The sequence below is a fragment of the Thermincola sp. GK-1 genome, assembly GCF_059412445.1.
Genome location: NZ_JBSQAT010000011.1, coordinates 23,770 through 49,053, shown reverse-complemented (window position 1 = coordinate 49,053; position 25,284 = coordinate 23,770). Strand labels below are relative to the sequence as shown.

At 42.9% G+C, this 25,284-nt stretch carries 28 protein-coding genes; 14 read left to right on the top strand and 14 right to left on the bottom strand.

Going from position 1 to position 25,284, the window contains the following annotated elements:
- Nucleotides 1-7 precede the first annotated feature (7 nt).
- The 10 genes from ACSNJE_RS11185 to ACSNJE_RS11140 are packed head-to-tail and all read left to right on the top strand — an operon-like array spanning nt 8 to nt 8,095.
- Nucleotides 8-2,116 carry a chemotaxis protein CheW gene (locus ACSNJE_RS11185; protein WP_495252684.1) on the top strand — a complete coding sequence of 703 codons (2,109 nt, stop codon included), beginning with the start codon at nt 8-10 and terminating at the stop codon, nt 2,114-2,116.
- A gap of 12 nt (nt 2,117-2,128) precedes the next feature.
- Nucleotides 2,129-2,575 carry a chemotaxis protein CheW gene (locus ACSNJE_RS11180; RefSeq protein WP_461568037.1) on the top strand — a complete coding sequence of 149 codons (447 nt, stop codon included), beginning with the start codon at nt 2,129-2,131 and terminating at the stop codon, nt 2,573-2,575.
- 26 nt (nt 2,576-2,601) lie between these two features.
- Nucleotides 2,602-3,219 carry a chemotaxis protein CheC gene (locus ACSNJE_RS11175; RefSeq protein WP_013120383.1) on the top strand — a complete coding sequence of 206 codons (618 nt, stop codon included), beginning with the start codon at nt 2,602-2,604 and terminating at the stop codon, nt 3,217-3,219.
- Entirely contained in the window at nt 3,220-3,705 is a 486-nt protein-coding gene (locus ACSNJE_RS11170) for a chemotaxis protein CheD (protein ID WP_013120382.1), read from the top strand.
- A 20-nt stretch (nt 3,706-3,725) separates the two neighbouring features.
- A complete protein-coding gene (locus ACSNJE_RS11165) occupies nt 3,726-4,157 on the top strand; it encodes a hypothetical protein (RefSeq protein WP_495252683.1) in 432 nt (143 codons plus the stop codon).
- Nucleotides 4,158-4,179: 22 nt separating this feature from the next.
- Nucleotides 4,180-4,968, top strand: a complete 789-nt coding sequence (gene whiG / locus ACSNJE_RS11160) for an RNA polymerase sigma factor WhiG (protein ID WP_052216753.1) — start codon at nt 4,180-4,182, stop codon at nt 4,966-4,968.
- Nucleotides 4,969-4,987: 19 nt separating this feature from the next.
- On the top strand, nt 4,988-6,592 hold the full coding sequence (locus ACSNJE_RS11155; RefSeq protein ID WP_495252682.1) for a flagellar assembly protein A: 1,605 nt from the start codon (nt 4,988-4,990) through the stop codon (nt 6,590-6,592).
- A gap of 41 nt (nt 6,593-6,633) precedes the next feature.
- Entirely contained in the window at nt 6,634-6,969 is a 336-nt protein-coding gene (locus ACSNJE_RS11150) for a hypothetical protein (protein ID WP_495252681.1), read from the top strand.
- Nucleotides 6,970-6,990: 21 nt separating this feature from the next.
- Complete coding sequence (locus tag ACSNJE_RS11145) at nt 6,991-7,566, top strand: DUF6115 domain-containing protein (RefSeq protein ID WP_052216750.1); 576 nt, start codon at nt 6,991-6,993, stop codon at nt 7,564-7,566.
- The gene (locus tag ACSNJE_RS11140; RefSeq protein WP_495252680.1) at nt 7,556-8,095 is read left to right on the top strand and encodes a hypothetical protein; all 540 of its coding nucleotides are present in this window, start codon (nt 7,556-7,558) and stop codon (nt 8,093-8,095) included. The genes ACSNJE_RS11145 and ACSNJE_RS11140 overlap by 11 nt, the downstream gene beginning before the upstream one ends.
- A gap of 98 nt (nt 8,096-8,193) precedes the next feature.
- On the opposite strand, the gene ACSNJE_RS11135 is transcribed toward ACSNJE_RS11140, so the two are convergent.
- The 6 genes from ACSNJE_RS11135 to ACSNJE_RS11110 all read right to left on the bottom strand — a co-directional run bounded on the left by ACSNJE_RS11135 (nt 8,194) and on the right by ACSNJE_RS11110 (nt 12,697).
- A complete protein-coding gene (locus ACSNJE_RS11135; protein WP_052216748.1) occupies nt 8,194-8,460 on the bottom strand; it encodes a hypothetical protein in 267 nt (88 codons plus the stop codon).
- Between the two features lie 167 nt (nt 8,461-8,627).
- Entirely contained in the window at nt 8,628-9,872 is a 1,245-nt protein-coding gene (locus tag ACSNJE_RS11130; RefSeq protein WP_495252679.1) for an NAD(P)-dependent malic enzyme, read from the bottom strand.
- 18 nt (nt 9,873-9,890) lie between these two features.
- The gene (locus tag ACSNJE_RS11125; RefSeq protein ID WP_474773050.1) at nt 9,891-10,460 is read right to left on the bottom strand and encodes a Fe-S-containing hydro-lyase; all 570 of its coding nucleotides are present in this window, start codon (nt 10,458-10,460) and stop codon (nt 9,891-9,893) included.
- A gap of 26 nt (nt 10,461-10,486) precedes the next feature.
- Complete coding sequence (locus ACSNJE_RS11120; protein ID WP_152908945.1) at nt 10,487-11,335, bottom strand: fumarate hydratase; 849 nt, start codon at nt 11,333-11,335, stop codon at nt 10,487-10,489.
- Nucleotides 11,336-11,376: 41 nt separating this feature from the next.
- Nucleotides 11,377-12,282 carry a PAS domain-containing protein gene (locus tag ACSNJE_RS11115; RefSeq protein ID WP_152908944.1) on the bottom strand — a complete coding sequence of 302 codons (906 nt, stop codon included), beginning with the start codon at nt 12,280-12,282 and terminating at the stop codon, nt 11,377-11,379.
- 112 nt (nt 12,283-12,394) lie between these two features.
- The gene (locus ACSNJE_RS11110) at nt 12,395-12,697 is read right to left on the bottom strand and encodes a LysM peptidoglycan-binding domain-containing protein (RefSeq protein WP_052216743.1); all 303 of its coding nucleotides are present in this window, start codon (nt 12,695-12,697) and stop codon (nt 12,395-12,397) included.
- A 160-nt stretch (nt 12,698-12,857) separates the two neighbouring features.
- On the opposite strand from ACSNJE_RS11110, the gene lexA reads away from it, so the two are divergent.
- A complete protein-coding gene (lexA, locus tag ACSNJE_RS11105) occupies nt 12,858-13,472 on the top strand; it encodes a transcriptional repressor LexA (RefSeq protein WP_013120369.1) in 615 nt (204 codons plus the stop codon).
- A gap of 166 nt (nt 13,473-13,638) precedes the next feature.
- Here lexA and ACSNJE_RS11100 read toward each other — a convergent pair whose 3' ends face one another.
- From ACSNJE_RS11100 to ACSNJE_RS11085, 4 genes are all read right to left on the bottom strand, one after another.
- The gene (locus ACSNJE_RS11100; RefSeq protein WP_052216742.1) at nt 13,639-14,121 is read right to left on the bottom strand and encodes a DUF456 domain-containing protein; all 483 of its coding nucleotides are present in this window, start codon (nt 14,119-14,121) and stop codon (nt 13,639-13,641) included.
- A 54-nt stretch (nt 14,122-14,175) separates the two neighbouring features.
- A complete protein-coding gene (locus ACSNJE_RS11095; RefSeq protein WP_013120367.1) occupies nt 14,176-15,120 on the bottom strand; it encodes a response regulator in 945 nt (314 codons plus the stop codon).
- A 95-nt stretch (nt 15,121-15,215) separates the two neighbouring features.
- Nucleotides 15,216-16,442 (bottom strand): methionine gamma-lyase family protein, encoded by a 1,227-nt coding sequence (locus tag ACSNJE_RS11090; protein WP_495252678.1) that lies wholly within the window; start codon nt 16,440-16,442, stop codon nt 15,216-15,218.
- Between the two features lie 361 nt (nt 16,443-16,803).
- Nucleotides 16,804-17,805 (bottom strand): AAA family ATPase, encoded by a 1,002-nt coding sequence (locus tag ACSNJE_RS11085; protein WP_052216740.1) that lies wholly within the window; start codon nt 17,803-17,805, stop codon nt 16,804-16,806.
- A 479-nt stretch (nt 17,806-18,284) separates the two neighbouring features.
- Here ACSNJE_RS11085 and ACSNJE_RS11080 point away from each other — a divergent pair, with 479 nt between their 5' ends.
- From ACSNJE_RS11080 to ablB, 3 genes are all read left to right on the top strand, one after another.
- The gene (locus ACSNJE_RS11080; RefSeq protein ID WP_052216739.1) at nt 18,285-18,569 is read left to right on the top strand and encodes an HU family DNA-binding protein; all 285 of its coding nucleotides are present in this window, start codon (nt 18,285-18,287) and stop codon (nt 18,567-18,569) included.
- Between the two features lie 543 nt (nt 18,570-19,112).
- Nucleotides 19,113-20,372 (top strand): lysine 2,3-aminomutase, encoded by a 1,260-nt coding sequence (kamA, locus tag ACSNJE_RS11075; protein ID WP_495252677.1) that lies wholly within the window; start codon nt 19,113-19,115, stop codon nt 20,370-20,372.
- Complete coding sequence (gene ablB / locus ACSNJE_RS11070) at nt 20,359-21,231, top strand: putative beta-lysine N-acetyltransferase (RefSeq protein ID WP_495252676.1); 873 nt, start codon at nt 20,359-20,361, stop codon at nt 21,229-21,231. The genes kamA and ablB overlap by 14 nt, the downstream gene beginning before the upstream one ends.
- A gap of 111 nt (nt 21,232-21,342) precedes the next feature.
- Here ablB and hfq read toward each other — a convergent pair whose 3' ends face one another.
- Genes hfq through mutL form a run of 4 tightly spaced genes read right to left on the bottom strand, consistent with a single transcriptional unit; the run spans nt 21,343 to nt 25,270 of the window.
- On the bottom strand, nt 21,343-21,612 hold the full coding sequence (hfq, locus tag ACSNJE_RS11065; protein WP_495252675.1) for an RNA chaperone Hfq: 270 nt from the start codon (nt 21,610-21,612) through the stop codon (nt 21,343-21,345).
- Between the two features lie 34 nt (nt 21,613-21,646).
- On the bottom strand, nt 21,647-22,597 hold the full coding sequence (miaA, locus tag ACSNJE_RS11060; protein ID WP_052216735.1) for a tRNA (adenosine(37)-N6)-dimethylallyltransferase MiaA: 951 nt from the start codon (nt 22,595-22,597) through the stop codon (nt 21,647-21,649).
- Nucleotides 22,594-23,406 (bottom strand): class I SAM-dependent methyltransferase, encoded by an 813-nt coding sequence (locus ACSNJE_RS11055; protein ID WP_052216734.1) that lies wholly within the window; start codon nt 23,404-23,406, stop codon nt 22,594-22,596. Before ACSNJE_RS11055 ends, miaA begins: the two co-directional genes overlap by 4 nt.
- Nucleotide 23,407: 1 nt before the next feature.
- Nucleotides 23,408-25,270 carry a DNA mismatch repair endonuclease MutL gene (gene mutL, locus ACSNJE_RS11050; protein ID WP_495252674.1) on the bottom strand — a complete coding sequence of 621 codons (1,863 nt, stop codon included), beginning with the start codon at nt 25,268-25,270 and terminating at the stop codon, nt 23,408-23,410.
- Between the last annotated feature and the right edge of the window lie 14 nt (nt 25,271-25,284).

The following is a 25,284-nucleotide window of genomic DNA, read 5'->3' as shown; positions in this document are numbered from 1 at the left end:
TAATACCATGGATATGTCGCAATACCTCGATATGTTTTTAGAGGAGGCGAAAGAACATCTTCAGAAGTTAAATGACAGTTTGTTAGCTCTGGAGTCAAATCCGGAGGGCAGGGGCATCTTGGACGAAATTTTTCGTTCGGCGCATACCCTTAAAGGTATGTCGGCAACAATGGGCTATACACAGGTGGCAGAACTGACCCATGAAATGGAGAACGTGTTGCATAAACTCCGTAGCGGCGATTTGCAGTTAAACAGTCATATTGTTGACTTGCTCTTTAAGTCAGTAGACATCTTGGATAATGCCGTTAATGATATAGCCAATGGAGGAGAAGGCAAACTTACTTTAGGTGAAATTATCGGCAGTTTACGCGATGTAATCAGCGGTCAAGGTTTTGCCGGACAAGATTCTGCGTCCCCGGTAAGTAACGGCCATAACATTAAAAGTGACAGTAAAGAAGAGGCCTTTAATGAATATGAAAAAAACCTCCTCCTGGAAGCCTTTGAACAAGGTTTCAAATGTTACCATATTACCGTACATATCAGCCCCAAGTGTGTGATGAAATCAGCCCGGGCATTTATGGTTTTTAAAAACCTGGAAGAAATAGGAGAAATCATAAAATGCGTGCCAACGGTACAGGACATAGAAGAAGAGAAGTTCGATACCAGCTTTAACGTTGTTGTAATCTCCAGTGAAGGACCTGAGCGGGTACAAAAAGCCCTACTGAGTATTGCCGAGGTGGAAGAACCTGAGATAGAAGAAATTACCAAAGATAGTTTAAATCATGTTACTATCCCGGCGCCGGCCGCAGTCTCAGCATTAGAAGCGCCTGCAATTCCTGCAGGGCAGGAAATTGCAACTGCACAAATGGCATCCGTACAAGTGCCGGAAACCAATCAATCATTACCTAATGTTTCCAGTCAACCAAATCTAACCCAGCCTAAACCGGGACTCGTTCAAAAAATGCGTACGAGCCAAAGTGTTCGGGTGGATATCCACCGGTTGGATAGCCTGATTAACCTGGTAGGGGAATTAGTGATTAATAAAACCAGACTGGTTCAAATCGGTCGTAACGCGCAGGTTCCCGAGTTAACAGAAACTTTGGAGCAAATGGACAGGATCAGTATAGACCTGCAGAATGTGGTTATGAAGGTTCGTATGGTCCCTATTGACCTGGTATTTAGTAGGTTTCCCCGTATGGTTCGCGATTTGGCCAGGGACCTGAATAAAGAAATTGAACTCGTTATTGAAGGTAAAGAAACTGAAATGGACAGGACTGTTATAGATGAAATTGGTGACCCATTGGTACACTTGCTACGAAATGCGGTAGACCATGGAATAGAAACCAAGGAGGAAAGAATTGCCGCCGGCAAACCGCCTGTTGGGAGAGTTATTCTTGCTGCAAGGCACGAAGGCAACCATGTAATCATCGAAGTTAAGGATGATGGCAAAGGAATAGATGTAGAAGCGGTTAAAAAGAAAATACTCGAAAAGCAACTGGCAACACCCGAGGAACTTGCTGCCATGGATGATAATGCGATTTTAATGTATATTTTCCAGCCTGGGTTTAGTACGGCTAAAAAAGTTACTGATGTTTCCGGGCGGGGTGTGGGGCTGGACGTAGTTAAGAACAAAATTGAGGCCTTAAGCGGCAACATCCAGATCGAAAGCAAAATGGGAGAGGGAACGAGATTTAAAATCCAGTTACCACTTACATTGGCCATTATTCAAGCGCTTTTGGTCCGGTTGGAAGCCGAAATTTATGCGATTCCCCTCAGCTTTATTGCGGAAACAACAAGTATTATGCCGGGTCAAATAAACAGTGTTAATGATCAGGAAGTAATGCTGCTCAGAGGAGATGTGCTGCCCTTAATAAAGCTGCATAAGGTTTTTAATGTGCCTCCTTCCGATATAGAAAAAGAAGAAGAGATTAACGTGGTCATCGTGCGAAAAGGAGAAAAAAGGGCCGGCCTTATAGTCGATGCACTGATGGGACAGCAGGAAATCGTAATTAAATCCCTGGGGAGTTTGCTAGGGGGCATCCCTATGATAGCGGGGGCAACAATACTTGGCAACGGCCAGGTTTCGTTGATTATAGATGTGGCCAGTTTGTTCTAGGAGGGACATACCTTGGAAACTGATATTCAGTTAGTGGCCTGTAATTTGGCGAACGAGGAATACGGGGTTGATATCAGATATGTCCAGGAGATTATCAGGTTACTTGATATAACTCGCGTTCCGCATGCCCCGCATTTTATTGAAGGCGTAATTAATCTGCGCGGTATGGTTATTCCAGTTTTGGACCTACGGACGCTTTTTAATAAATCACCGCGTTCGAATACAGAAGCTACTAGGATAATTATCATCAATGCCGAGGAAGTGTTGTTGGGCATAATAGTAGACTCGGTTTCGGAAGTTATTACTTTACCTAAATCGCAGATAGAACCTGCACCTACTGTCTCTAACAATCAAAACTCAACTTATTTTACAGGAGTCGGCAAATTAGGGGAACGTTTATTGATATTGCTGAACATTGAGGAGATTTTAAATGCTGTAACAAATTACAGAAACCCCTAGATAGTTAGAAAGGGTGAACTATTTCTGTGTCAGCGTTTTTAGAATTAACAGAAAGTCAACTTGATGCTCTCAGGGAAATTGGTACCATAGGAGCCGGTAACGGAGCTACCGCTTTATCGGTGATGATGGGCAAAAGAATACATATGACAGTACCGGAAATAAAAATTATACCTTTTACAGAGGTAACAGAAGCTCTAGGGGGTGCAGAACAGGTAGTCGCCGGACTGTTTACTACCACAACCGGACAGGCTCCCTGCAATATTTTATTTGTATTGCCTATAGAGTCAGCGAGGGTATTGGTAGATATTTTGATGGGGCGACCTCTGGGAACTACCGCAGAATTAGATGCTTTGGACAAGTCTGCCTTGGCAGAGGTGGCAAATGTAGTTTCGGGAGCTTATTTAAATTCATTGTCCAGCTTTACCAAATTGGACTTTATTCCTTCAGTGCCTGCTATAGCTATAGATATGGCCGGCGCCATTTTAGATACGGTCCTGGCCCAGGCTGGCACAATCGGCGACCACGCCCTGTTGCTGGAAACAGAATTTAGTGCAATAAAGGAAAAAATTACTGGCCAGTTCTTTTTGCTGCCGGAACAAGGGTCTTTGGAAAAAATATTGGAATCAATAGGGGTGACTGGGTAGATGGCAAAAATCATCAAAATAGGCATGGCTGACCTTAACGTTGCCAAATGCCCGGACATTCTTCAGACTGCAGGTTTGGGCTCCTGCGTGGGTGTATGTTTGTGGGATTCCATTACCAAAATAGGCGGTTTGGCCCATATTATGCTTCCTTATAGCACACAGGCCCGTTCTGTGGGAAACGAAGCCAAGTTTGCTGACACGGCAATTCCTCTGCTGGTAAAACAAATGGAAAATTTGGGAGCTTTGCGGCAGAGGTTGGTGGCCAAGATTGCCGGGGGCGCTCAGATGTTTTCTTTTTACAGTGGCAACGATATTATGCGTATAGGTGAAAGAAACGCTGAGGCCGTTAAAGAGACATTGGCCAAGCTGAAGATTAAACTTTTGGCGGAGGATGTAGGAGGGAACTATGGACGTACCATAGAGTTTTATACTGAAACCGGTAAACTGTATATCCGGACTATAAATGTCGGGGAAAAAATCATTTAATTTCCGGGGAGGAAATGTTCTTGAATTTTAGCCATTTAAAGTTGTTTGTACTCGTCAGTGGCATAGTATCCGTTTTTATATTTATAGTCGCATTGAGCAGTGATGTTTCCTTATGGGCTTCTTTATCCAGAGGATTATTGGGTGGGGGGATTTTTGCAGTAATCACTTTCTGCTTAACTAATATTGTCCGGATCATGGCTTTCAACAATTCAAATTACGGGGACGGAATACAGTCGAGCAGGCCTAAGCTGGATCTCAGGATCGATGACCATGGTGTCCTGGAGACAAATACAATGCGGGAAAAACCTGAAAATAACGTACAAGAGTCAGAAAATGAACTTAATTTTGAGCCGTTTCAGGCTAAACAAATTGACCCCCAGGTTAGCAGGATAGTTAATAATGACCCGAAACGCATGGCGGAATTAATTCGGAAAATGGGTCTTGAAGAGTAAACCCGCTGCAGGAGGTTAAAAAATGACAGGTTCTACCGCTAAAATCCAATACATTTCCCTGTGGGACAGGTTTAAAAAAGAACGGGATCTTGCTGCCAGGGAGCAGTTGATATTAAAATATGCACCCCTTGTAAAGTATGTTGCGGGGCGGTTAGCCATATCTTTGCCGCCTAATGTACAGCAGGATGACTTGATCAGCTATGGAATTTTTGGCCTGATAGACGCCATTGAGAAATTCGAACCAGAAAGAAATATTAAATTTGAAACCTATGCTATTTCCAGGATCAAGGGCGCCATATGGGATGGATTGAGGTCCATGGACTGGATACCTTACTCCGTTCGACAGAAGGCCAAAGAGTTGGAGGAGACCTACGCACGGCTGGAAAATGAATTGGGACGTCCGGCTACAGATGAGGAAATGTGCCAAACATTGGGCATCACCAAACAACAGTTTTACAGCCTTTTGCAGGAAACCAGTTGTACTTCCTTGCTCTCTCTGGAAGATCTGTTTGTGTTTGACCGGGATGGGTCCAATGGGGTCAAGATGATTGATACAATAGCCGACAGTAAAGTGCCTGACCCCGTGGCAGCGGTAATGTTTGAGGAACGAAAAAAGATCCTCGGAGAAGCAATAAATAAATTGCCGGAAAGAGAAAAGATGGTTATCGCTCTTTACTATTACGAAGGATTGACTTTAAAAGAAATCGGCAAGGTACTTGGGGTTACAGAATCACGCATTTCGCAATTACATACCAAAGCTATACTGAGACTGCGGGGGAGGCTTAGCCGCGTGAAGAAGAAGATTCTTTAAATAAGTGGAGGTAAACATGATGAGTAATCGAAACGACAGCAAATTCTTACTTGAATATCGTGGTGACGGAGTATACTTACTGGTTTTTCCTCCCATACGAGGAGAATCTGTGCCTTCTCCCAATGACATCATTATGGAACTTCATTCACGCAAAGTGGAGAACCCGGATTTGAATAAAGTGAGGAAGGCTTTAGAAAATCCGGGTGAAGCTGTCCTGGTAGCGCCGCCGCAACAAGAAGTATTAGTAGATGGAACTTGCCGGGTTGATGTAAGCAGGAACAAAATGGAAGCCTATCTTTTTATTACTCCGCCAAGAGGAGGAAAACAGGTTACCAGGGAAGACGTGATCAAAGCCCTCGAACAGGCAGGAGTGAAGGCAGGGATTGATGAAGAAGCCATTGAACTTGCCCTGTCTATGGAGAGAATGACTGAACCGTTAGTAGTGGCCAGGGGGAAGGCAGCAGAAGACGGCCAGCCGGCCAGAATAGATTATAAGTTTAACCCCGGCGGAATGCCCGGGAAACCCAAGGAACTAATTGATGGCCGGGTAGATTTTTACAACCTGGATTTGATACAAAATGTGGAGGCCGGGCAGGTACTGGCAGAGAAGATTCCGGCTACTCCCGGTGTGCCGGGTTTTACAGTAACGGGAGAAGAATTGCCGCCCAGGCAAGGTAAGGATGTTATTCTGGCGGCAGGAAAGAACGTAGAGCTTACAAATGATGGCTTGGTGGCTGTTTCTACCATTAACGGCCATGTAGTTCTGCAGGGAAATAAAATAACTGTTTCCAACATTCTGGAAGTAAAAGGCGACGTTGATTTCAGTACCGGTAACATCGATTTTAACGGCAGTGTAATTGTTAAAGGATCGGTAAACGACGGTTTTACGGTCAAGGCGGAAGCTGATATTGAAATCCAGGGTTCCGTATCCGGCGGTTTTGTGCATTGTGGCGGAAATTTAAAAATAAAGAGCGGCATAGTGGGTAGAAGCAAAGGGATGATTGTCTGCCGCGGAAGCGTGTATACCCAGTTTATTGAAAACGCCAGTGTCACGGCAGGACAAGATATAGTAGTCGGTGAAGCAATCATGCATTCACATGTATCAGCCGGCAAAACGGTAACGGTCGGTGGCAAGGGAGTGATAGTCGGAGGAGTTATCCGGGCCGGAGAAGAAATCCAGGCCAAGATAGTTGGTTCTAACCTGGCTACGCTTACTGAACTGGAAGCAGGTGTAAACCCCTATTTACGGTTGGAATATGCCAAGGCCAAAACAGAGCTGGTAGCCAAAGAGAATGAGTTGGAAAAGGCTACAAAAGCATTAACTCTCCTGAAACAAATGCAGCAGTCGTTAGGGGAACTACCCACTGATAAAAAGGCTATCGTGGTTAAAGTGGCCCAGACCCAGGCCCAGTTGGTCAAGGATATAGAAGCATTAAAAAATGACCTGGAAAACATGGAGTATCAGATAGCGCAATCTGAACGAGGAAGGATACTGGTCGAGGGTGTTATTCATTCCGGGGTTAGGGTAACCATAGGCATGGCCTCTCTGCATGTACATGATGATATTCACTTTGCTTGTTTGACCAAGGATGGCTCGGAAATCAAAATTTCTTCATATAGATAAAAGTTAGATAAAAGTAAGTGGTAAAAAGGTGGTGGTTGGGTATGTCGTTGCGTCCAGTGGATATGCAAGTGTTGATACCCAAGATAGACGAAGTAGCCAAAAGCCACCAGATTCAAAACCAGCATGAGGAATTTCAACAACAGCAATTTGCGGCTCAACTCCAGAAGCAGGCTGAATTACAGCAGAAACAGGTGACCAATTCCCCCAAATCAGAAGGTGGCAAGATAAAGAAAGAGAAGGAAAAGGAAAAGGAAAAGGAAAAATATCGGCAGCAGTCCGGAGATGGCAAGAAACAAAGGTATAATGCACAAGAAGAAGATTCTCCGCAGGATTTCAAAGAACCTAATAAAGGCAACCTATTAGACATAAAAGTTTAATTCCATGAGGGGAGATTTAGATTGTCGGATTTACTTTTGTTAATTGGCTTGATTTTAGTAATAGGCAGTTTTTGGTCTAGGCGCCGGTTCAATGAGCAGGAAATTAAGGACTTGCAAAAAATAAAGGCAGAAATTGTTCAGGCCAAAGAAGATGTAGGGAGTCTAATGAAAGAACTGATAGGTGTTTCCGAGCAGGTGGTAGAAACGATCAGCGAAAAGATAAAAGAAGCCCAGGTCACAGTACAAAACATGCCGGTTATTAACCCTGATCAATGTACGCGCGCCGAAGAGGAAAACAAAACCGGGAAAATTATCAGCCTGTATGAGACTCGGTCAAAAGAAAAGGAACGGGATATTAAGCTGCAGTTGGCCAAAAAAGAAGTTGTACAAAAACCGGCAGTAACAAAGGATTCCTCTTCAGAATATCCACAGGAAAAGTTGCCGCAGGCTGTTCCGGCCAAGCACCAAGCGGTGTATTCTCTGGCGGAAATGGGATATACAGTAGATCAGATAGCCAAACAAATGTCCATCGGGAAAGGAGAAGTAGCTTTGATACTGGAACTGAAAAACAAAGGGGAAGAAATAAATGGTATTTAAATGGCTGAAGACGGATACCGTTTTGGGCATAGGTATAGGTTTTATATTAAGCGCTGTTTTGGTGGGCTTTTTTCAGCCGAATCAGCAACTTTCTAATAAAAAAGTTATTGAACAGGCCAAAAAACTGGGCATGATTACCAAAGAACAGCATGAGCGGGCATTGGCGGAATATACCCGGAAAAACCCGACCAAAGAATCGGGTAATGATGCAAAACGGGCCAATAAAGATAAAAATGAGAAGGCCCAGCCAGAAACATATGCTTCCTATGACCAAGAAATAGTGAAACAACAGCCGAATATGCCACGGCCCGCCATGAAAACAGCGAGGGTCCATATCCCCGAGGGTTTCGGTTCAGACAAGATAGCAGATTTGCTGCTTAGTGCCGGTGTTATAGCTGATAAAGAAGCCTTTCGCCAAGCAGTTCAGGCTCAGAATGCTCAGCGCAAATTCCAGCGAGGGGATTTTATTTTACCGGTGAATGGCGATATCAACGAAGTAATTAATATTTTGACGAAACAACCTAACTAAATTTTTTGTTAGTTAACATAATTATTATTATAGGAAGTTATCAATATATAAAAAAATGATACAAAAATGGCTTCTCTCACGAGAAGCAAAACATTAAATTATGTTTCGTTTTGTCCGTGGTTTTTATTTTTCTCTGTTTTTTTCTTATCAACGATAGCTAGTTTTCTTTTTAAATCTTTTTCGATAATAATATCATCAATTTCAATTACTTTATAATCAATATCAGTATCAATACATTTAGCGCAGTTATCACATATTTTCCCAGGGTCAAGGTCGCACGTATTGCATTCCAAGCAATTATCACAAACTTTGTCGTCTTCCAACATACAATATTTGTTTTTTTTCCGGCCCTGGATCTTTGTCATATTAATCGCACCCACCTTTGCAGGTTTTATATATTGCACCGAACGATGCCAGGATGATACTGCAGGAATTCGCGCTTTACATTTTTTTTACTCTTATTCTATACTGGTTTAAACATTACTGCATTAAATGTGCCTTAAAAAGCAAAAAAACTATACCGACCGGTTCGCTAACGGTTTAAACGGTTGGCTTTTGCTACCAGCGCTTTTGTCTTTTGGATAATTTCGTCAGGTTCTACTTCTTCCCTGGCAATACCTTCTTCAAGGGCAGCTTTGGCTACGGCTCCGGCTACAGCAGGCGCTACCCGTAAGTCGAAAGGTTCCGGGATTATGTAATCGGGCCTTAAATCGGCTTCATCTATTAACTCGGCTATAGCAAATGCGGCAGCCAGTTTCATTTTGTTACTGATTTCTTTTGCCCTGACGTCCAGGGCTCCGCGGAAAATGCCGGGAAAAGCAAGCACGTTGTTAATTTGGTTCGGAAAGTCGGATCTACCTGTAGCCACTATATACGCGCCGGCTTCCCTTGCTTCATCAGGAAGTATTTCGGGTACCGGATTAGCCATAGCAAAGACAATAGGTTTGTCATTCATGGCACATACCATTTCCTTTTTCAATACGCCGGCAGCAGATACGCCAATAAACACATCTGCTCCGCGCAAAGCATCGGCTAAAGTACCCTTAAGACCTTGCAAATTAGTAACTTGAGCCATTTCCCTCTGGGCAGTATTGAGCCAATCGGCATCTTTATGAATTACACCTTTAATATCGCACATTATTACGTTTCTCAAACCTGCATCCATCAATAATTTAGTAATGGCAATACCTGCGGAACCGCTACCGTTTACAACAAGTTTTATTTCATCCAAAGGTTTTTTAATGAGTTTCAGGGCATTAATCAAGCCCGCCAGAACAACAATAGCGGTTCCATGCTGGTCGTCATGAAAGACGGGAATATCCAACTCCTCTTTCAACCTTTTCTCAATTTCAAAGCACCTGGGAGCAGAAATGTCTTCCAGGTTAATACCGCCAAAGGTTGGAGCAAGACATTTTACAACTCTAATAATTTCTTCCGGGTCTTTGCTATCAACACAAATAGGGAATGCATCTACTCCGGCAAAACTTTTGAACAACACTGCCTTGCCCTCCATAACTGGCAAAGCCGCTTGAGGCCCGATATCGCCTAAACCAAGTACAGCCGTTCCGTCAGTTACAACGGCTACCAGATTTCCCTTGGCAGTATATGTATAGACATTATCGGGATTTTGGGCAATTTCCTTGCAAGGTTCGGCTACACCTGGTGTGTAAGCCAAACTAAGCATTCTGGCATTATCCACAGCAACCTTAGATATAACCTCCACTTTACCGGCATGGTTTTTATGCAAGGCTAAAGCTTCTTCTCTTATTGATGACAATTTGAACTGCACCTCCACTTAAATATCTGCATTCAGTATCCTGTGATATTTTTTTATACCTTCTATATACAAGTCGCCTCCATAGCAATCGTTGACAACAATTACCGGAAAGTCTTCCACTTCAAATTCATAGATAGCTTCCGGTCCTAGCTCGGGATATAATAAAACCCGCGCATTTTTTATTTGCTGGGCAGCCAGGGCTGCTGCTCCACCGATAGACGCAAAGTAAACGGCCTTGTACTTTCTGATGGCATCTTTAACTTCTTTGCTTCGGCTGCCTTTACCAATCATTCCCTTAAGGCCCTTCTCCAGCAGTATAGGTGTATACGGGTCCATACGCCCGCTGGTAGTGGGCCCGGCAGACCCAATAACCTCGCCCGGTCTGGCCGGTGTGGGTCCAACGTAATAAATTATCTGAGACGCCAGGTTAATGGGCAGCTCAGAGCCGGATTGGATGGTTTCAATAAGTCGTTTATGGGCTGCGTCACGACCGGTAATAATTGTACCGGATATGTATACCCTGTCGCCGGCTCTAAGTTTTTCCACTTTTTCCGTAGTCAAAGGAGTTGATAAATAGATAGTTCCCATTTTCACTTACCCTCACATATATAAAGTTAAATTTCCGCTGACATATGGCGGCTGACATGGCAGTTGATATTAACCGCTACGGGCAGACTGGCTATATGGCAAGGAAACACTTCTATATTAACGCCCAGCGCAGTGACACTACCACCAAAACCTTGTGGCCCTATGCCGAGTTTGTTAATTTTCTCTAACAGCCTTTCTTCCATTGCAGCAATATGCTGATGGGGACTTCTTGACCCCAGCGGCCTGAGCAGCGCTTCCTTTGCCAGCAAGGCGGCCTTTTCCATAGTTCCGCCTATACCAACGCCTATAACTATTGGCGGACAAGGATTGGGACCTGCTTCTTCAACCGTTTTTAAAATGAAGTCCTCGACTCCTTCCATGCCATCGGCAGGTTTCAGCATTTTTACTGCACTCATATTTTCGCTTCCGCCACCTTTTGGCGCAACAGTTATTTTCAACTTATCTCCAGGTACCAATTTTATATGAATAACGGCAGGAGTGTTAGAGCCCGTGTTTGCACGTAAAAAAGGGTCTGCTACTATGGATTTTCTAAGATAGCCTTCCTTATAACCTTTAGCCACGCCGTCATTTAGGGCCTGGTAAAGGTCTCCATTGATGTGCACATCTTGTCCCAATTCTACAAAAACCACTGCCATGCCCGTATCCTGACAAATAGGGACTTTTTGGGCCCGGGCGATTTCCTGATTTTGAATAAGTTGGGCCAGAATATCCCGGCCTATTTCGGAAATCTCTTTTTCTTTAAAAGTTTGAATGGCCTGCAGTACATCCTCGGGCAGGTAATAGTTAGCCTCAATACAAAGCTTGGCAACTACATTGGTTATCGTATCAGTCTCTATGTACCTTATCGCAAACACCCCCTGCAAACATTAAGAAAAAAAGGGGGTCGAAAACCCCTTTAACTTATCTGGTACTTTTTAAGTTTATTATACAACGTTGCCAGTGAGATATTCAAGGCTTTTGCAGCTTTTTTCTTTCCTTCTACAGAGTAACCAAATTTGGTTAAGGCCTGCCGCAGAAGCAACTGCTCCATTTTATCAATGGGCATTACATCAGAAACATTTAGTTCTGCCAAACCATTAAGCTGGCTGAACTTATCATAAAGACTTTCGATTATCGAAGTAGATTTTTGCAGTTCTTCCATCAATTTAATCACGTTAGTCAGGGGCCTGAAAACAGCAACTGCACCGTGTAGCTCATCCCTGACCATTATTGGTGAAGCGTGAAACATAAGTTCTTTTCCGTAGTTTATTATATACTCTTTTTCCGCATGCACAGGTTGTTGAGTTTTTAAAGCTATGGCCAACGGACTTTCTGGGCAAACTTCGAAAATGTTGGCGCCAATTCTCTTTTCCCTTGGAATCCCCGTTATTTTTTCAAAAGTTGGATTAACATATGTAATAATGCCGTCATTATTAGCAATTTCTACAGCATCCTGAATAGAATTGAGCACTGACAGTAATTCTGCTTCGGCTTTTTCTTTTTTATTGCCCAGTGTCATAAGAAGATCCAAGCCATTAGCTTCAATCATCTGGGTATCTTCGCTTTTTAATTCGTAAATTTCCCGCCTAATAACAGGGTCTTTTGTAGTTTCCACGATGACATCAATATTGGGAAGTGTAACAACATCCTTTAAGTTTTGCGATACTATAACACCGACCTTTTGTACCTCGTCTAAACCAAGGCCCTGTTTTGTCACGTCAGCAATTCCTACTATTTCCACGTTAGGCTTCATTCGAAAACAATGGTACAGAGAACTGCCTTCTCTTCCTGCGCCAATGATTACAATACGAATCTTCCTCAAATTTACCTCAGCCCCTCGGATATTTTATGGTGTATTTATTTTAATATTGTCTTAATATTGTATATTATTTGACAAATGGCGGAAATATCCTTCGAGGTTAAGGTAAAAAATGCTATAAATTTAAAGGGATTTTTAATTTTTCCCCGGGATAAATATCAGAAGTAGTTTTATGATTTAATTTGCGGATTTCATAAATGACTTTTTCAATATTTACATTACTGCCATAGGCTGATTTTACCAAATCCCACAAAGTATCACCGGACTTAATGGTAACTTCTTTATACTCCGGTAGCAAATTGGCGGCTATAACAGTATTGGTTATAATTAATACCATCAAAACGCTGAGTATTAAGGTCAGAATTCTATGCAGAAATACTTTTTTATTGATTTTCCATCTTTTTACCTTTTTTACCATCATTCTTACCCCTTTCCTCGAACAAGTGTTTGTTCTGAGAAAAAGTTTACCACGAACTGGTGTTCTGTGTCAATGCATTTTCAGAAAAAATTGGCGATATTACCGAACTAATGTTTGCATTTCTGGATAATTATGCTATAATAAACTAGGAGGTGAATATATGTACCCTGATCTTAATGCAAGGCAAATTGCAATTTTGGAGTTTATAAAACGTGAAATCAGAAAAAAGGGTTATCCCCCTTCGGTACGAGAAATTGGTAAGGCTGTAGGGTTAAGTTCCAGTTCTACGGTACATGGACATTTAGCTCAGCTCGAGGAAAAAGGATATATTCGCCGTGACCCGACTAAGCCCAGGACTATAGAAATACTTGATCCTGATTCGCCGGTCATCAAAAAGGAAATGGTCAATGTGCCCATTGTCGGAAAAGTTACGGCCGGGGAGCCGATTTTAGCCGTTGAAAATATTGAAGATACCTTTCCGCTGCCTCTGGATTTTGTAAAGAATGACAATGTATTTATGCTGTCAGTACGGGGCGACAGTATGGTTGAAGCAGGTATTTTGGACGGGGATTACATTCTGGTAAGGCAGCAGTCAAACGCCAAAAACGGCGATATAGTCGTAGCTCTTTTAGGTGATGAAGCCACGGTAAAAACTTTTTATAAAGAAAAAGACTATATCAGGTTGCAGCCTGAGAACCCTCGCCTTGAACCCATTATTACTAATGAAGCACAAATAATCGGCAAAGTTATTGGTGTTTTCAGGCGCATTCACTGATAGCCAATTTTGTCTGGGAATGGGACTATTCCGGTCTTATTCCCTTTTCCTTTATTAATGCGATTTGACAATAATTAAGTCTACGCCTTAACCTAAAAACAAAGCTGTTTGGACATAAAAAAAGACTGCCGACACTACTTTATCGACAGTCTAATGCCGTAGTTGGTTAACTAAGAACTTTAGTTATATAAAGAACTGCCATAGCTATGGCAAATGAGAACTTGACGGCAGAGCCGACGGCCATACCAAGTAAGGTGCCAATACCAACTTTGGATGCCTCAGCAATGTTCTTGCCGGCTATTATCTCTCCGATAACTGCTCCTACCAAGGGACCCAGTATAATACCGGGCACGTTAAAAAGCATAAAACCAATAACCCCGCCAATGAGAGAACCCCATATACCTGATTTGGTAGCGCCGTACTTTTTGGCACCCAGACTTCCGGATACATAATCTATTACCATAACCAGCGCCATTAATAGGAACAAGGCAACCAGCGTCAGAGGGGTAATTTTGTTAAACTCTTCGTACCAACCGTATAAAATGGCAGTAACAAATATTAAGGGTGCGCCGGGTAAAACCGGAAGGATGGTTCCCAGGGCGCCGATAATAACTATGATAACGGAAATCCAAAGTATTACCTGTTCCAAACGATAACCCCCAACAAAACTTCAGCAAACAACTTTTGTCAAATCACGCGGAATTTACCGGGATCTTCGGTCTTTAACATAGATGCTGCCCGGTTTGGATTTGGCATATTTTTTCATTTCAGCCGCAATTTCCGCCACACGCCAGTGGTTCTCAATCTGCCTGTTTTCATTGCTCACAACAGCAATTGAGATAGACATGAAGGGATAAGTAACGTCCTGATTGGTACGATCCTTTGTTATTATATGTCCCCTTCTCCGGTCTTCCGAAGAATAAAAAAGTTGGATGGTTGAATCAAATTGCTCAATAATGTTTGTACAAATATCATCTACCTTATCAGGCGTAGTAATACAGATAAAGTCATCACCACCGATGTGACCGATAAAGTCGTCGGGGTTGCCAAATTCCTTTACGTTTTTATCCAAAATGTGGGCAACAAATTTTATGACTTCGTCACCTTTCAAAAATCCGTAAACATCATTATAAGCCTTGAAATTATCCAGGTCTAGATATAAAACGGCAAATTTCCGGTTGCTTACCTCAACCCTTTGTTTAATTTCTTCTTCTATTACAATATTTCCGGGAAGCCCGGTAAGTGGGTTAAAAGCTTTTTCCTGTTTTGCGCGGCGCAGGTGGGTCTTAACCCGAGCCACCAGCTCCAGGGGGTCAAAAGGTTTTGTTATATAATCATCGGCCCCTGCTTCAAGTCCGGCCACCTTGTCTTCAGTCATTGCCTTGGATGTAATCATGATAATGGGAACGTGGCTCGTTCTTGTATCATTTCTCAGGAGCCTGCATATTTCAAAGCCGTTCATTTTGGGCAGTACCACATCTAGCAAGATAAGGTCAGGAGTCATCTGGTAAATCAATTCCATGGCAGAACTAAAATCTTCTGCGCCATAAACAATAAAACCTACTTTTTCCAAACAGTCTTTAATAATACGCACCATGAATTTATCGTCATCTATAACGAGAATTCTTTGTTGTGCCGTCTCTTGCACTGCCCACCCCCCTTTAACAGTGGCTAAATTGTCCTTAACATATAGGTTATTCGACCAAATTCTTCTAATTCCTGCACCTTAATAATATATTTACTTTAAGAAGTTATTTTCCTGGCTGCCTTAATGGCTGCAATCTTCACGTAATCTTTTGACAGGCCGCCCTGTAAATATATTGCATAAGGTTCCCTGATTGGCCCGTCTGCACTTAATTCAATAGTAGCTCCCTGTACAAAAGTGCCGCCGGCCATTATTACCTGACAGTCATATCCGGGCATATCCCATGGTTGGGGTAATACGTGACTGTCAATCGGAGATGCCTGCTGCAAAGCTTCGCAAAAAGATACCATTGTTTCTGCGGAGCCAAGCCGAATGCTTTGGATTAAATCAGAGCGGTAATCATTCCATTTGGGCAGTACGTCATAACCTAGTTCCTCAAACAATGCAGCCGTAAACACAGCGCCCTTCAGGGCTTCACAGACAACATGCGGAGCAAGGAAAACTCCTTGCAAAAACCAGCGATTCCAGTCGGATGTTGCGCCGACGGCAGCACCAATGCCGGGAGCAGTCAATCGTTCGGCGGCGTTTTTGATCAAACTTTCTCGTCCGGCCAGATAACCGCCCGTGGGAGCAAGACCGCCGCCCAAATTTTTAATCAAAGAACCCGCCACAAGGTCAGCTCCAACTTCCGTGGGTTCCTGAACCTCTACCAGTTCACCGTAACAGTTATCCACAAAGATGACTATTGAGGGATTAATTTCTTTCACAAATTTACAGGCAGAGCCAATGTCTTGGATTCTCAGCGCGTTTCGCCATGCGTACCCCCGGGACCGCTGGATAAAAACTATTTTAGTTTTAGGGCTTATGGCCTTTTTAACAGCATCCAGGTCAATCTGTCCGTCTTCTGTCAAATCAACCTGGCGATAGGTTACTCCCCAGTTCTTCAGGCTGTTAGGCGACTCCCCTCTTATACCGATAACTTCCTGTAGCGTATCATAAGGAGCGCCGGTGACAGATAACAATTCATCTCCCGGCCGCAGGTTCCCAAAAAGCCCTACAGCTATGGCATGAGTTCCCGTAGTAATCTGCCCTCTGACTAAAGCCGCTTCGGTACGGAAAATAATACTGAAAATCTTTTCGATTACCGTACGCCCGGCGTCAGAATAACCGTAACCGGTGCTTCCTTTTAAGTGGTAATCTGTAACCTGGCTTTCATTAAAAGCTTGCAGTACCTTTTCATGGTTTTTAAAAGCAGTTTTATCCAATAAATTATAAACAGGTTGGATTTTTTCTTCAGTTTTTAAGACTATTTTCTCAAGGTTCACACTCAGATCACTCCTCGATTTTCAAACTTTTTTTCAAACTGGACAGATGCAGTTCATCCGCTTCAATATCCAGGTAAATGGCATCATTCCTATAATCTTCGTGCAGGACCCTGGCGAAACGGTAAACCGTGCCTAATTTGTTGGCTTCACCTTATCGTATAGATCCCTCCTAATTCTATCCTCTAGTTAAGTATGTGTCAACTTTCGTTCTCCGGCAATTCGGTGCCCTCATATATGGCACCAGCCATCCTCTGGGCCCTGGCGGCGGAGTTCCAAGGGAGCAAATAAAATACCTTCGTTTAATCTTCTTAAGGCTTATGAATAAAGGGAAGATATGGGAATAACCTTAACATCCTGCCAATTACAAGACATTCCTTAGCCAATTTTCCCGTGCCCCCTTGATATCTTCCGGAAGTATAGTCATTAGTTCCTCACGGGTAACTTTAGTTTTGGAAACCAGGCGGACTGCCTGCAACCTAATGGCTTTTTCGATAATATTGCGGACCATTCTGGCATTTCCTTCGTGGTGATGCAAAGCAGTTTTACATGCTAGAACATTTTTCAGAGTTTCCCTTGCCTGTGGAGATAACCGGTATTGACGTTGGTTGAGCATTAATTCGCCTATCTGCAGCAGCTCTTCCATGCTGTAGTCGGGAAAATCAATATGTATGGGAAACCGTGACCTTAAACCGGGATTGGTCCCGATAAACTGTTCCATTTCTTCCCGATAACCTGCCAAGATAAGCAGTAGGTTATCTTTATGGTCTTCCATGGCTTTGACTATTACGTCAATAGCCTCCTTGCCGAAATCCTTTTCCCCGCCGCGGGCAAGAGAATAGGCTTCATCTATAAATAATACGCCACCCATGGCTTTTTTTATCTGATCTCTAGTCTTTTGCGCTGTATGTCCAATGTATTCGCCAACCAAGTCTGCCCGTTCTATTTCAAGTAGGTGGCCTTTGGACAAAACCCCTATTTCTTTGAAGAGGCGGCCAAAGACCCTGGCTACGGTGGTTTTTCCTGTACCGGGGTTTCCTTTAAAAATCATGTGCAGCGCCTGAGGCTCTGTCAACAGCCTTTCTTCCTCCCTGAGTTTTTGTATTTTGACAAAAGCCCGGATTTCGTTAACGATTTTTTTTACAGGCGCCAGACCTACCATCTGGTTCAATTCATCCAGAATTTCCTGTTCTCTGTCTATTTGTACCGATTCTTCTTTGGCATAATCCTTAAATTTTTTCCGGTTTTTTTCATTAAAGTAATTTATGGCTTTACTTGGCGGAAGATGGCCCTTTTCGACCAAATTCAACAATTTCTCAGGAGTAATTAAACCTTTATGGCGATCGCGAATAATTTTGATTTCCATGGTTTGTCAACTCCTTATTAGAAATAATTTCTACCTAATATGTTTATGAGGAAAAATGTAATTCATGTATAATTCATTAAAAAGATGTGGATTTATTGGTAAAATATGCAGGATTTCTGCGATATATGTAGAAATAAATTAGCATTAACATAAGAAACAAGAACAACCCATTGTTCTAAAAGCATTCGAGTCAGTCTTTTTGGTGAACTAATAAACAGTAGGGTTTTTAATACAACAGAATTCACTCCTTGAACATCTTGAGGGCAGGTTATAGTTGTTGCAGACATTATTTTGTTTTTTAATAGTGTGTGATTTATGGGGATCATTTTTAGCGGGTAAGCAGGTCTTAAGCCGCATCAACCAAAACCAATAAATTTTATGATTAATCACCACCCGACCGAAAGGAGGTATTCTTGAGTTTTCCTTCAAGAGCAATTATAACAAAGCCCAAAATCAAGATTTAAAAGGAGGTATTTTTGTTGACTAAAACAGATTTAGTTGCCCAAGTGGCAGAAAAGGTTAGCAACTTAAAGAAAAAAGACTGTGAAAAGGCTGTAAATGCTGTATTCCAAAGCATTCAGGAAGCATTGGCTCGCGGTGAGAAAGCTCAGTTCATTGGTTTTGGTACTTTTGAAGTCAAGCAGAGAAAAGCCCGGAAAGGCCGCAACCCGCAAACTGGAAAAGAAATCAAGATTCCGGCTTCCAAGGTTCCTGTGTTCAAAGCTGGTAAGGCTTTAAAGGATTCTGTTGCTAAAAAGAAATAATGTTGTTTAATATTTCACAAAGTGATTAGATATATAAAAAACCAGCTCAGTAAAAGAGCTGGTTTTTTGTATGCGCCAGGCCACACGGATTATGTCCAAACTAAAGACATAGCGGTAAGGTTCTCTTGACCAATTACTAGTTAAATGGTAAAATTATTACAGACGGACAATTCAGGGTGAATTAAACATAGGAAGTAGGTGCGGTTCGAGCAACAGCACGCTTGGGTGGGTTGTTGTAAGTGCCTAAAGAAACGGAAGGGTTTCCACCGAAACCTAGCGTTGAAAAACCCGGTCGAGGGAGCTGGGGCTTTCTCTTAGTTCTACGAGGGCTGGAGATAGGTCATTGCATAGTGGTCTAGGGTGAGTTACGCGAGTTAACGAAGCCAGGGCACTCTAACTCTCTCTTCTGCTGAAAACACATCAGAAGAGAGTTAGAGTGCCCTGGTTTTTCTTATCCGGCAACCATACTATAACCATGGTAAAGATCCAAGTGAGTCTTTTACCCAGGGATTAAAAAATTCAAAAAAAGGAGAGTGATGTATATTGCAGAAGCAATGTAATGGTTTAAACTGGAAGAAGGATAATGAAAAAAAATGGAATGATTGGACGTGGCAATTGCGAAATAGAATTACATCCGTTGAAGAATTGAAAAAAATTCTGAAACTTACCCCAAAAGAGGAAGATGGAATACGAAATTGCCTCACTCACCTTAGAATGGCCATTACCCCTTATTACGCCTCACTTATGGACCCAAACGATTCTAACTGTCCTATCAGAAAACAGGCGGTACCAACCTCCGATGAATTGGTTTCCGTATGCAGCGATATGGATGACCCATTGCATGAAGAAATCGATTCACCTGTTCCCGGGATTACTCATAGGTATCCGGACAGAGTATTAATGCTGGTCACAGACCAATGTGCCATGTACTGCCGCCACTGTACCCGGCGACGGATGGCAGGAACCAATGACAGGCAGTTGCCAATGAAGCAAATTGAAAGGGCTCTGAAGTACATTAAAAGCTCACCTTCTATTAGAGATGTTTTGATTTCCGGAGGAGATAGTTTTCTGCTCCCTGACGAAAAAATTGAATACCTGCTGAAAAATTTAAGAGCTATTAAACATGTAGAAATAATTCGCTTTGGCACCCGAACTCCTGTCGTTTTACCACAAAGAATTACGCCTCAGCTCTGCAATATCTTGAAAAAATACCACCCTATATGGGTAAATACCCACTTCAACCACCCGAAGGAGATTACTCCAGAATCTATTCACGCCTGTAATATGTTGGCCGATGCCGGGATACCTCTGGGAAACCAAACAGTATTGTTAAAAGGAATAAATGACTGCCCCGGGATCATGAGAAGATTATTTCAAAAACTATTGACTATCAGGGTGCGACCCTATTATTTATATCAATGTGACCTGGCCAGGGGAATAGAGCATTTCCGAACACCTGTCAGCAGAGGTATTGAGATTATTGAAATGCTCCGTGGACATACTTCCGGCCTGGCAGTACCTACCTTTGTGGTCGATGCCCCGGGGGGTGGTGGAAAAATCCCCGTAAACCCTCAGTACCTGATCTCTCATTCTGTAGATAAAACCATTTTACGAAATTATGAAGGAGTAATATGTTGTTACTCAGAGCCGGAGGATAAAACCAGCCAGTGTAAAAACTGCGAAACCTGTGGCATACCTAAAAAAGCCTTCGGCCTCGCAAAATTATTTAACGGGGAAATAAGTCTGGTTCCCAAGGGCAACAACCGGGAAAAAAGAAGGGGTACTTATGATGATGCAATATAAATTCACAGGGCACAAAGATTGTCGGGAAGCCGTCACCCCCACTACCGGCTTGAACATAAACTTTGACAAATTCAACCGACGCCTGATTGTAAAAGATCAGGGCACGGGCACCACCGCTCAGGTAATTGATTATATAGAAAAGATAGCCAGGAAAACTGCCTGGATGAACAAGATAATCGTTTTTTGCAGGGAATTCCGTTGGAAAGAATTTGTGTCTGCAGGGTACATGGTAGAAGGCTTTATGAACTACTATTATAAGGGAAGACCGGCTGTCCTGGTATCTAAGTTTTTAGATCCGGAAAGGTTTCTGTCCAAGGATTTTCTTCAGGAGGATGGGGTTTTGGAGAAAATCTTTGGGAAATCTGTTAATTTATCTGGCCGCGGTTTGCCTGCCGGTTTTCAGATAAGGGCAGCCAGCCCTCGTGCTGCCTATGAACTGGCTGAGTTTTTTCAAAAAGTGTTTGACCTGTATCCCACTCCTATCAAAGACCCGAACTATTTAAAATACTGTATGAATAATAATTATGTTTTTCACGTAATTTTACATAAAAAGCAAATAGTTAGCGCTGCTTCTGCAGAAATGGACCTGGATAATAAAGCGGCCGAAATTACCGATTGTGCAACACTGGATAATTACAGGGGGCAGGGGCTGATGTTCCAATTAGTTCAGGCCCTTGAAAAAGACATGGAAAATCGGCCTATAACAACTGTTTTCAGTCTGGCTCGGGCCAAATCTGCAGGTATCAACAGCGTGTTCCATAAAAGCGGGTATAAATATAGGGGCCGGTTGGTAAACAATTGTAGGATATGCACAGGCTTTGAAGACATGAACATATGGGAAAAACATCTGATTAAATAGATAAGAGCCCTCAAAAAAAGAGGGCTCTTAATTTTGTCCATCATGTTAATCGTATCTGTCCCGGATGACATTGGGACAATATACTATGTCAATTTTATCTCTGAATATAAGCTACTGCTGTTTGGGTTCGGCTACAGTTGCATTGGCAGTTGCGCTGGTATAGGACGAGCTTATTGGTTTCAGAGGAGATATGGTTGAAACTGCATGTTTATACACCATTTGCTGTTTTCCGTCTAATTCCAGGATAACAGTGAAATTGTCAAATCCTTTAACCATTCCCTTTAGCTGAAAACCATTGACTAAATATATGGTTACAGGAATATTCTCCTTTCTAACCTGATTTAAAAATGCATCTTGCAGATTAATTTGCGGCTTAGTCATCTTTGTCCCTCCATTTTTAGTTTTTTACAATATTCTACGTCTTAATAAATTGTCCTTCAAATTGCATGGCAATTTCTCTCGCAATTTCTGATTTGAAGGTATATGCTTCGACATCAAACCATTTAATCCTTGCATCCCTGCGAAACCAGGTCAGTTGTCTTTTTGCAAACCGTCGGGTGTTGCGTTTTAAAAGTTGCACAGCATCTTCTAAAGTATATTCACCCCGCAGATAGCCTATGATTTCCTTATAACCAATGCCCTGCATGGAAACCATGCCTTCATGATAACCTTTTTTCAGGAGACATCGAACTTCTTCTATCAGCCCCTTTTCAATCATTTTATCCACTCTTTCCTCAATACGACGGTAAAGATTATGTCTTTGCATCGTCAGCCCATAATAGCCCAACCGATATTTCGGAGGCAGACTCTCATCCTCTAATCTGTGAAACGAAGAAATTTGCCGGCCGGAACTTAAATAAACTTCCAAAGCCCTGATAATTCTGCGCATATCGTTGGGATGAATTTTTTCGGCGGCCTTTGGGTCAACCTGCTGAAGTTTTCGATGCAGACTTGCACTGCCATACATTTCAGCTTCTTCTTTCAGCTTTTCCCGCAGACTTGGATCAACGGCCACAGGTGTGAAATCATAACGATCAATTACAGATCTTATGTATAAACCTGTACCGCCCACCAAAATAGGTACCTTTCCTTTATCATAAATCTGTTTAATGTAGTTTTCCACCATTTTTTGAAAAAGCGCCACACTGAATTCTTCATCAGGGTCAAGTATATCTATCATGTAATGTGGAATCCCCTGCATTTCCTCTTTTGTTGGCTTGGCAGTACCTATATCCATACCGCGGTAAACCTGCATAGAATCCCCTGAAATAACTTCTCCATTAATCAGCTTGGCCAGTTCAATACCTACCTCGGTTTTTCCAACGGCGGTAGGACCTACTATAACTATCAGGAAAGGTGGTTTCACAACGCAGCTTTCTCTCCTTTCCCTGTAATTATAAACCCAAAAGCAATCGGGCTGTGTTTTCCGCCCACTATGTTTTTAAAGCCTAAGCGAGCAAATTCACCACTGGAACTACCTTCTTTCATAACCACCCTTTTGGTAGCCACACGGACTGCTTCATTCACTGCTTCCATGGACAACGGATCTCCGTTTACCCATCTGCGCAGCGGTTTCATTGAACTGGATTTCTGCATGGGTTTCCTGAACATAGGGTCAAAATATACTATATCAAAGCTATTATCCGGCAGGGTTTTCAAGTAGTTCAGATAATCAGCATTGATTACTTCTATTCTGCGCATGGCTTCATTGATCCTCTCGTTTTTGTCCCGGTAGTGCTGCAAACCATGCCGGACAATCAGTGCAATGACGGGTACCGATTCGAGGCCTACCACCCTACCCGAAGCTCCCACGGCGAAGCTTGCTACTATAGCATCGGAACCCAGGCCCAGAGTGCAGTCCAAGACTGAGTCTCCTGGACAAGCATCCATAGCGGTAAGCATGGGGTCATTTTGCCCTTTTTGCAGCGCTTTGATACGCACCTTACTCATACTGGGGTGAAAAAACAATTCAAAACCCTTATAAATTAAAGATAGTTCCAAGTTCTTACTGACCACCAGAAAACCGGCCTCTTCCCCCTCCGGACACAGCGCATTCAAGGGGCGCTTATTCCTTGGAATAAAAGGGACCTTTAAAACTTTGCTGCAGGATTCGGCCATAGCCACAGACTCAGGATTGATCTTATGGGTATTGGTAACATATAGATTTGGTGACATGTTATAATACCCTCTTAAACATTTTCTCTAATTCATAGCCCGAGATATGTATTACCGTCGGCCTGCCGTGCGGGCAGGTATATGGCAATTCCGTGTTGCTCAAATCAGCAAGCAACTTTTCCATCTGTCCCTGTAATAGCCTGTCTCCCGCTTTGATAGCGGCTTTACAGGACATCATGATAATAAGGTCTTCCCGCAGCTCTTTATTTGTTAGTTTGTGCTGATTATTGAAAAAATAATCCAATAAATCCAAAAAAATCTTTTTTTCCTCTCCCGGCGGGAATCCTCCTGGGACTCCCCGTAACAAGAAACTGTCCCCTCCAAAATGTTCTATAACAAATCCTATGGCCTGGAACTCCAGAATATTGGTAATCAATACCTGAGCTTCCAGGTGGGTCAATTCAATATGCTGGGGAATGGCTAAAAGCTGAGAATAGTTAGTTGTTGGCACCTGCATATTTTTTTCATATAAAATTCGCTCGTGAGCCGCATGTTGGTCAATCAGGTATAGCCCTGCTTCCCTACCCTGGGCTACGATATAAGTGCAGTCAATCTGGCCTATGGGGCGCAAACCCGCTATGACTTTGTCTTTTGGGAAATAGTTATAGGGTGTATCCAGGGAAATCCGCCCCTGTAGCATATTCAGTGGTATGTCTTGCGGTTCCTTCTGTGGTTCCTTCTGTGGTTCGTCCGCAAGGCTTCTGTCCGGCAATTCAGCCAAAACCGGAGTACCTTCTTTAACCAGAGAACATTCGGCCTGTTTTCCGTGATAATGGCCTTCATCTACATCCAGAAACTGCTGAACATATTGAGCTTGGTTCCTATTTTGTATACCTGACGGTTTCTCCACGGGAATCTTCGTTTCCGGGATAAGAGTGTTGCTGGACAGGGCATCTTTTACAGCGCTACTTAGCAAATCGCTGATTTTATCTAAAACAAATAGCCTTACTTCCATTTTCGCGGGGTGAACATTCGGGTCAATCAGGTTGTAAGGCAGATGGATATTCAAAAATGCCACCGGATACCGGCCCGTCATTATTAATGAATGATACCCCTGTTCAAGAGCCTGGCTTAAGGGGCGGCTTTTTACTATTCTCCTGTTTACTATAAAAGTTTGATGGTTCCTTGTGGACCTGGTCACGGAAGGCCTGGCTATATAGCCATTGATACCGATGCCATCCCTTTCTGCATTGATAGGCAGCAGCGCCCTGGCAGTCTCTGTCCCGTAAAGGGAAGCAATGATGTCCAGCATATCACCGTTTCCCGAAGTTTTAAATAAAAACCGGTTATCATGCTGCAGACTAAAGCTGACTTCCGGGTAAGCCACAGCCAGTTTACTGACCACGTCACTGATATGCCCTGCTTCCAGGGATACAGATTTTATATTTTTTAAGCGCGCCGGAACATTGGCAAAAAGGTTGGATACTGTGATTGTGGTTCCGGCCGGGCAACCGATATCTTCATCTTTAACGATTTTGCCTCCCTCAACGATGAGGCGGGCGCCGCAAACTTCATTATGTGGCCTAGTTCGCACTTCCACTGTAGATACGGCGGCAATGCTCGGTAAAGCTTCGCCCCGAAAACCAAGGGTAGCGATGGCATCAAGGTCCGCATCATTTCTTATTTTGCTGGTAGCATGCCTGTGAAAAGCTAGGCGAGCGTCTTCTCTGTCCATTCCCTCCCCGTTGTCAATAACTGTAATCTTATCAAGTCCACCCCGGAAAATCTGAATCTCAATTTTACTGCTCCCGGCATCAAGGGCATTTTCCACCAGTTCTTTGATTACCGATGCCGGTCGCTCCACAACTTCCCCGGCGGCTATTTTATTGGCTGTAAAATCATCAAGTATCTTGATTTTACCCACTTCATTCACCTGTC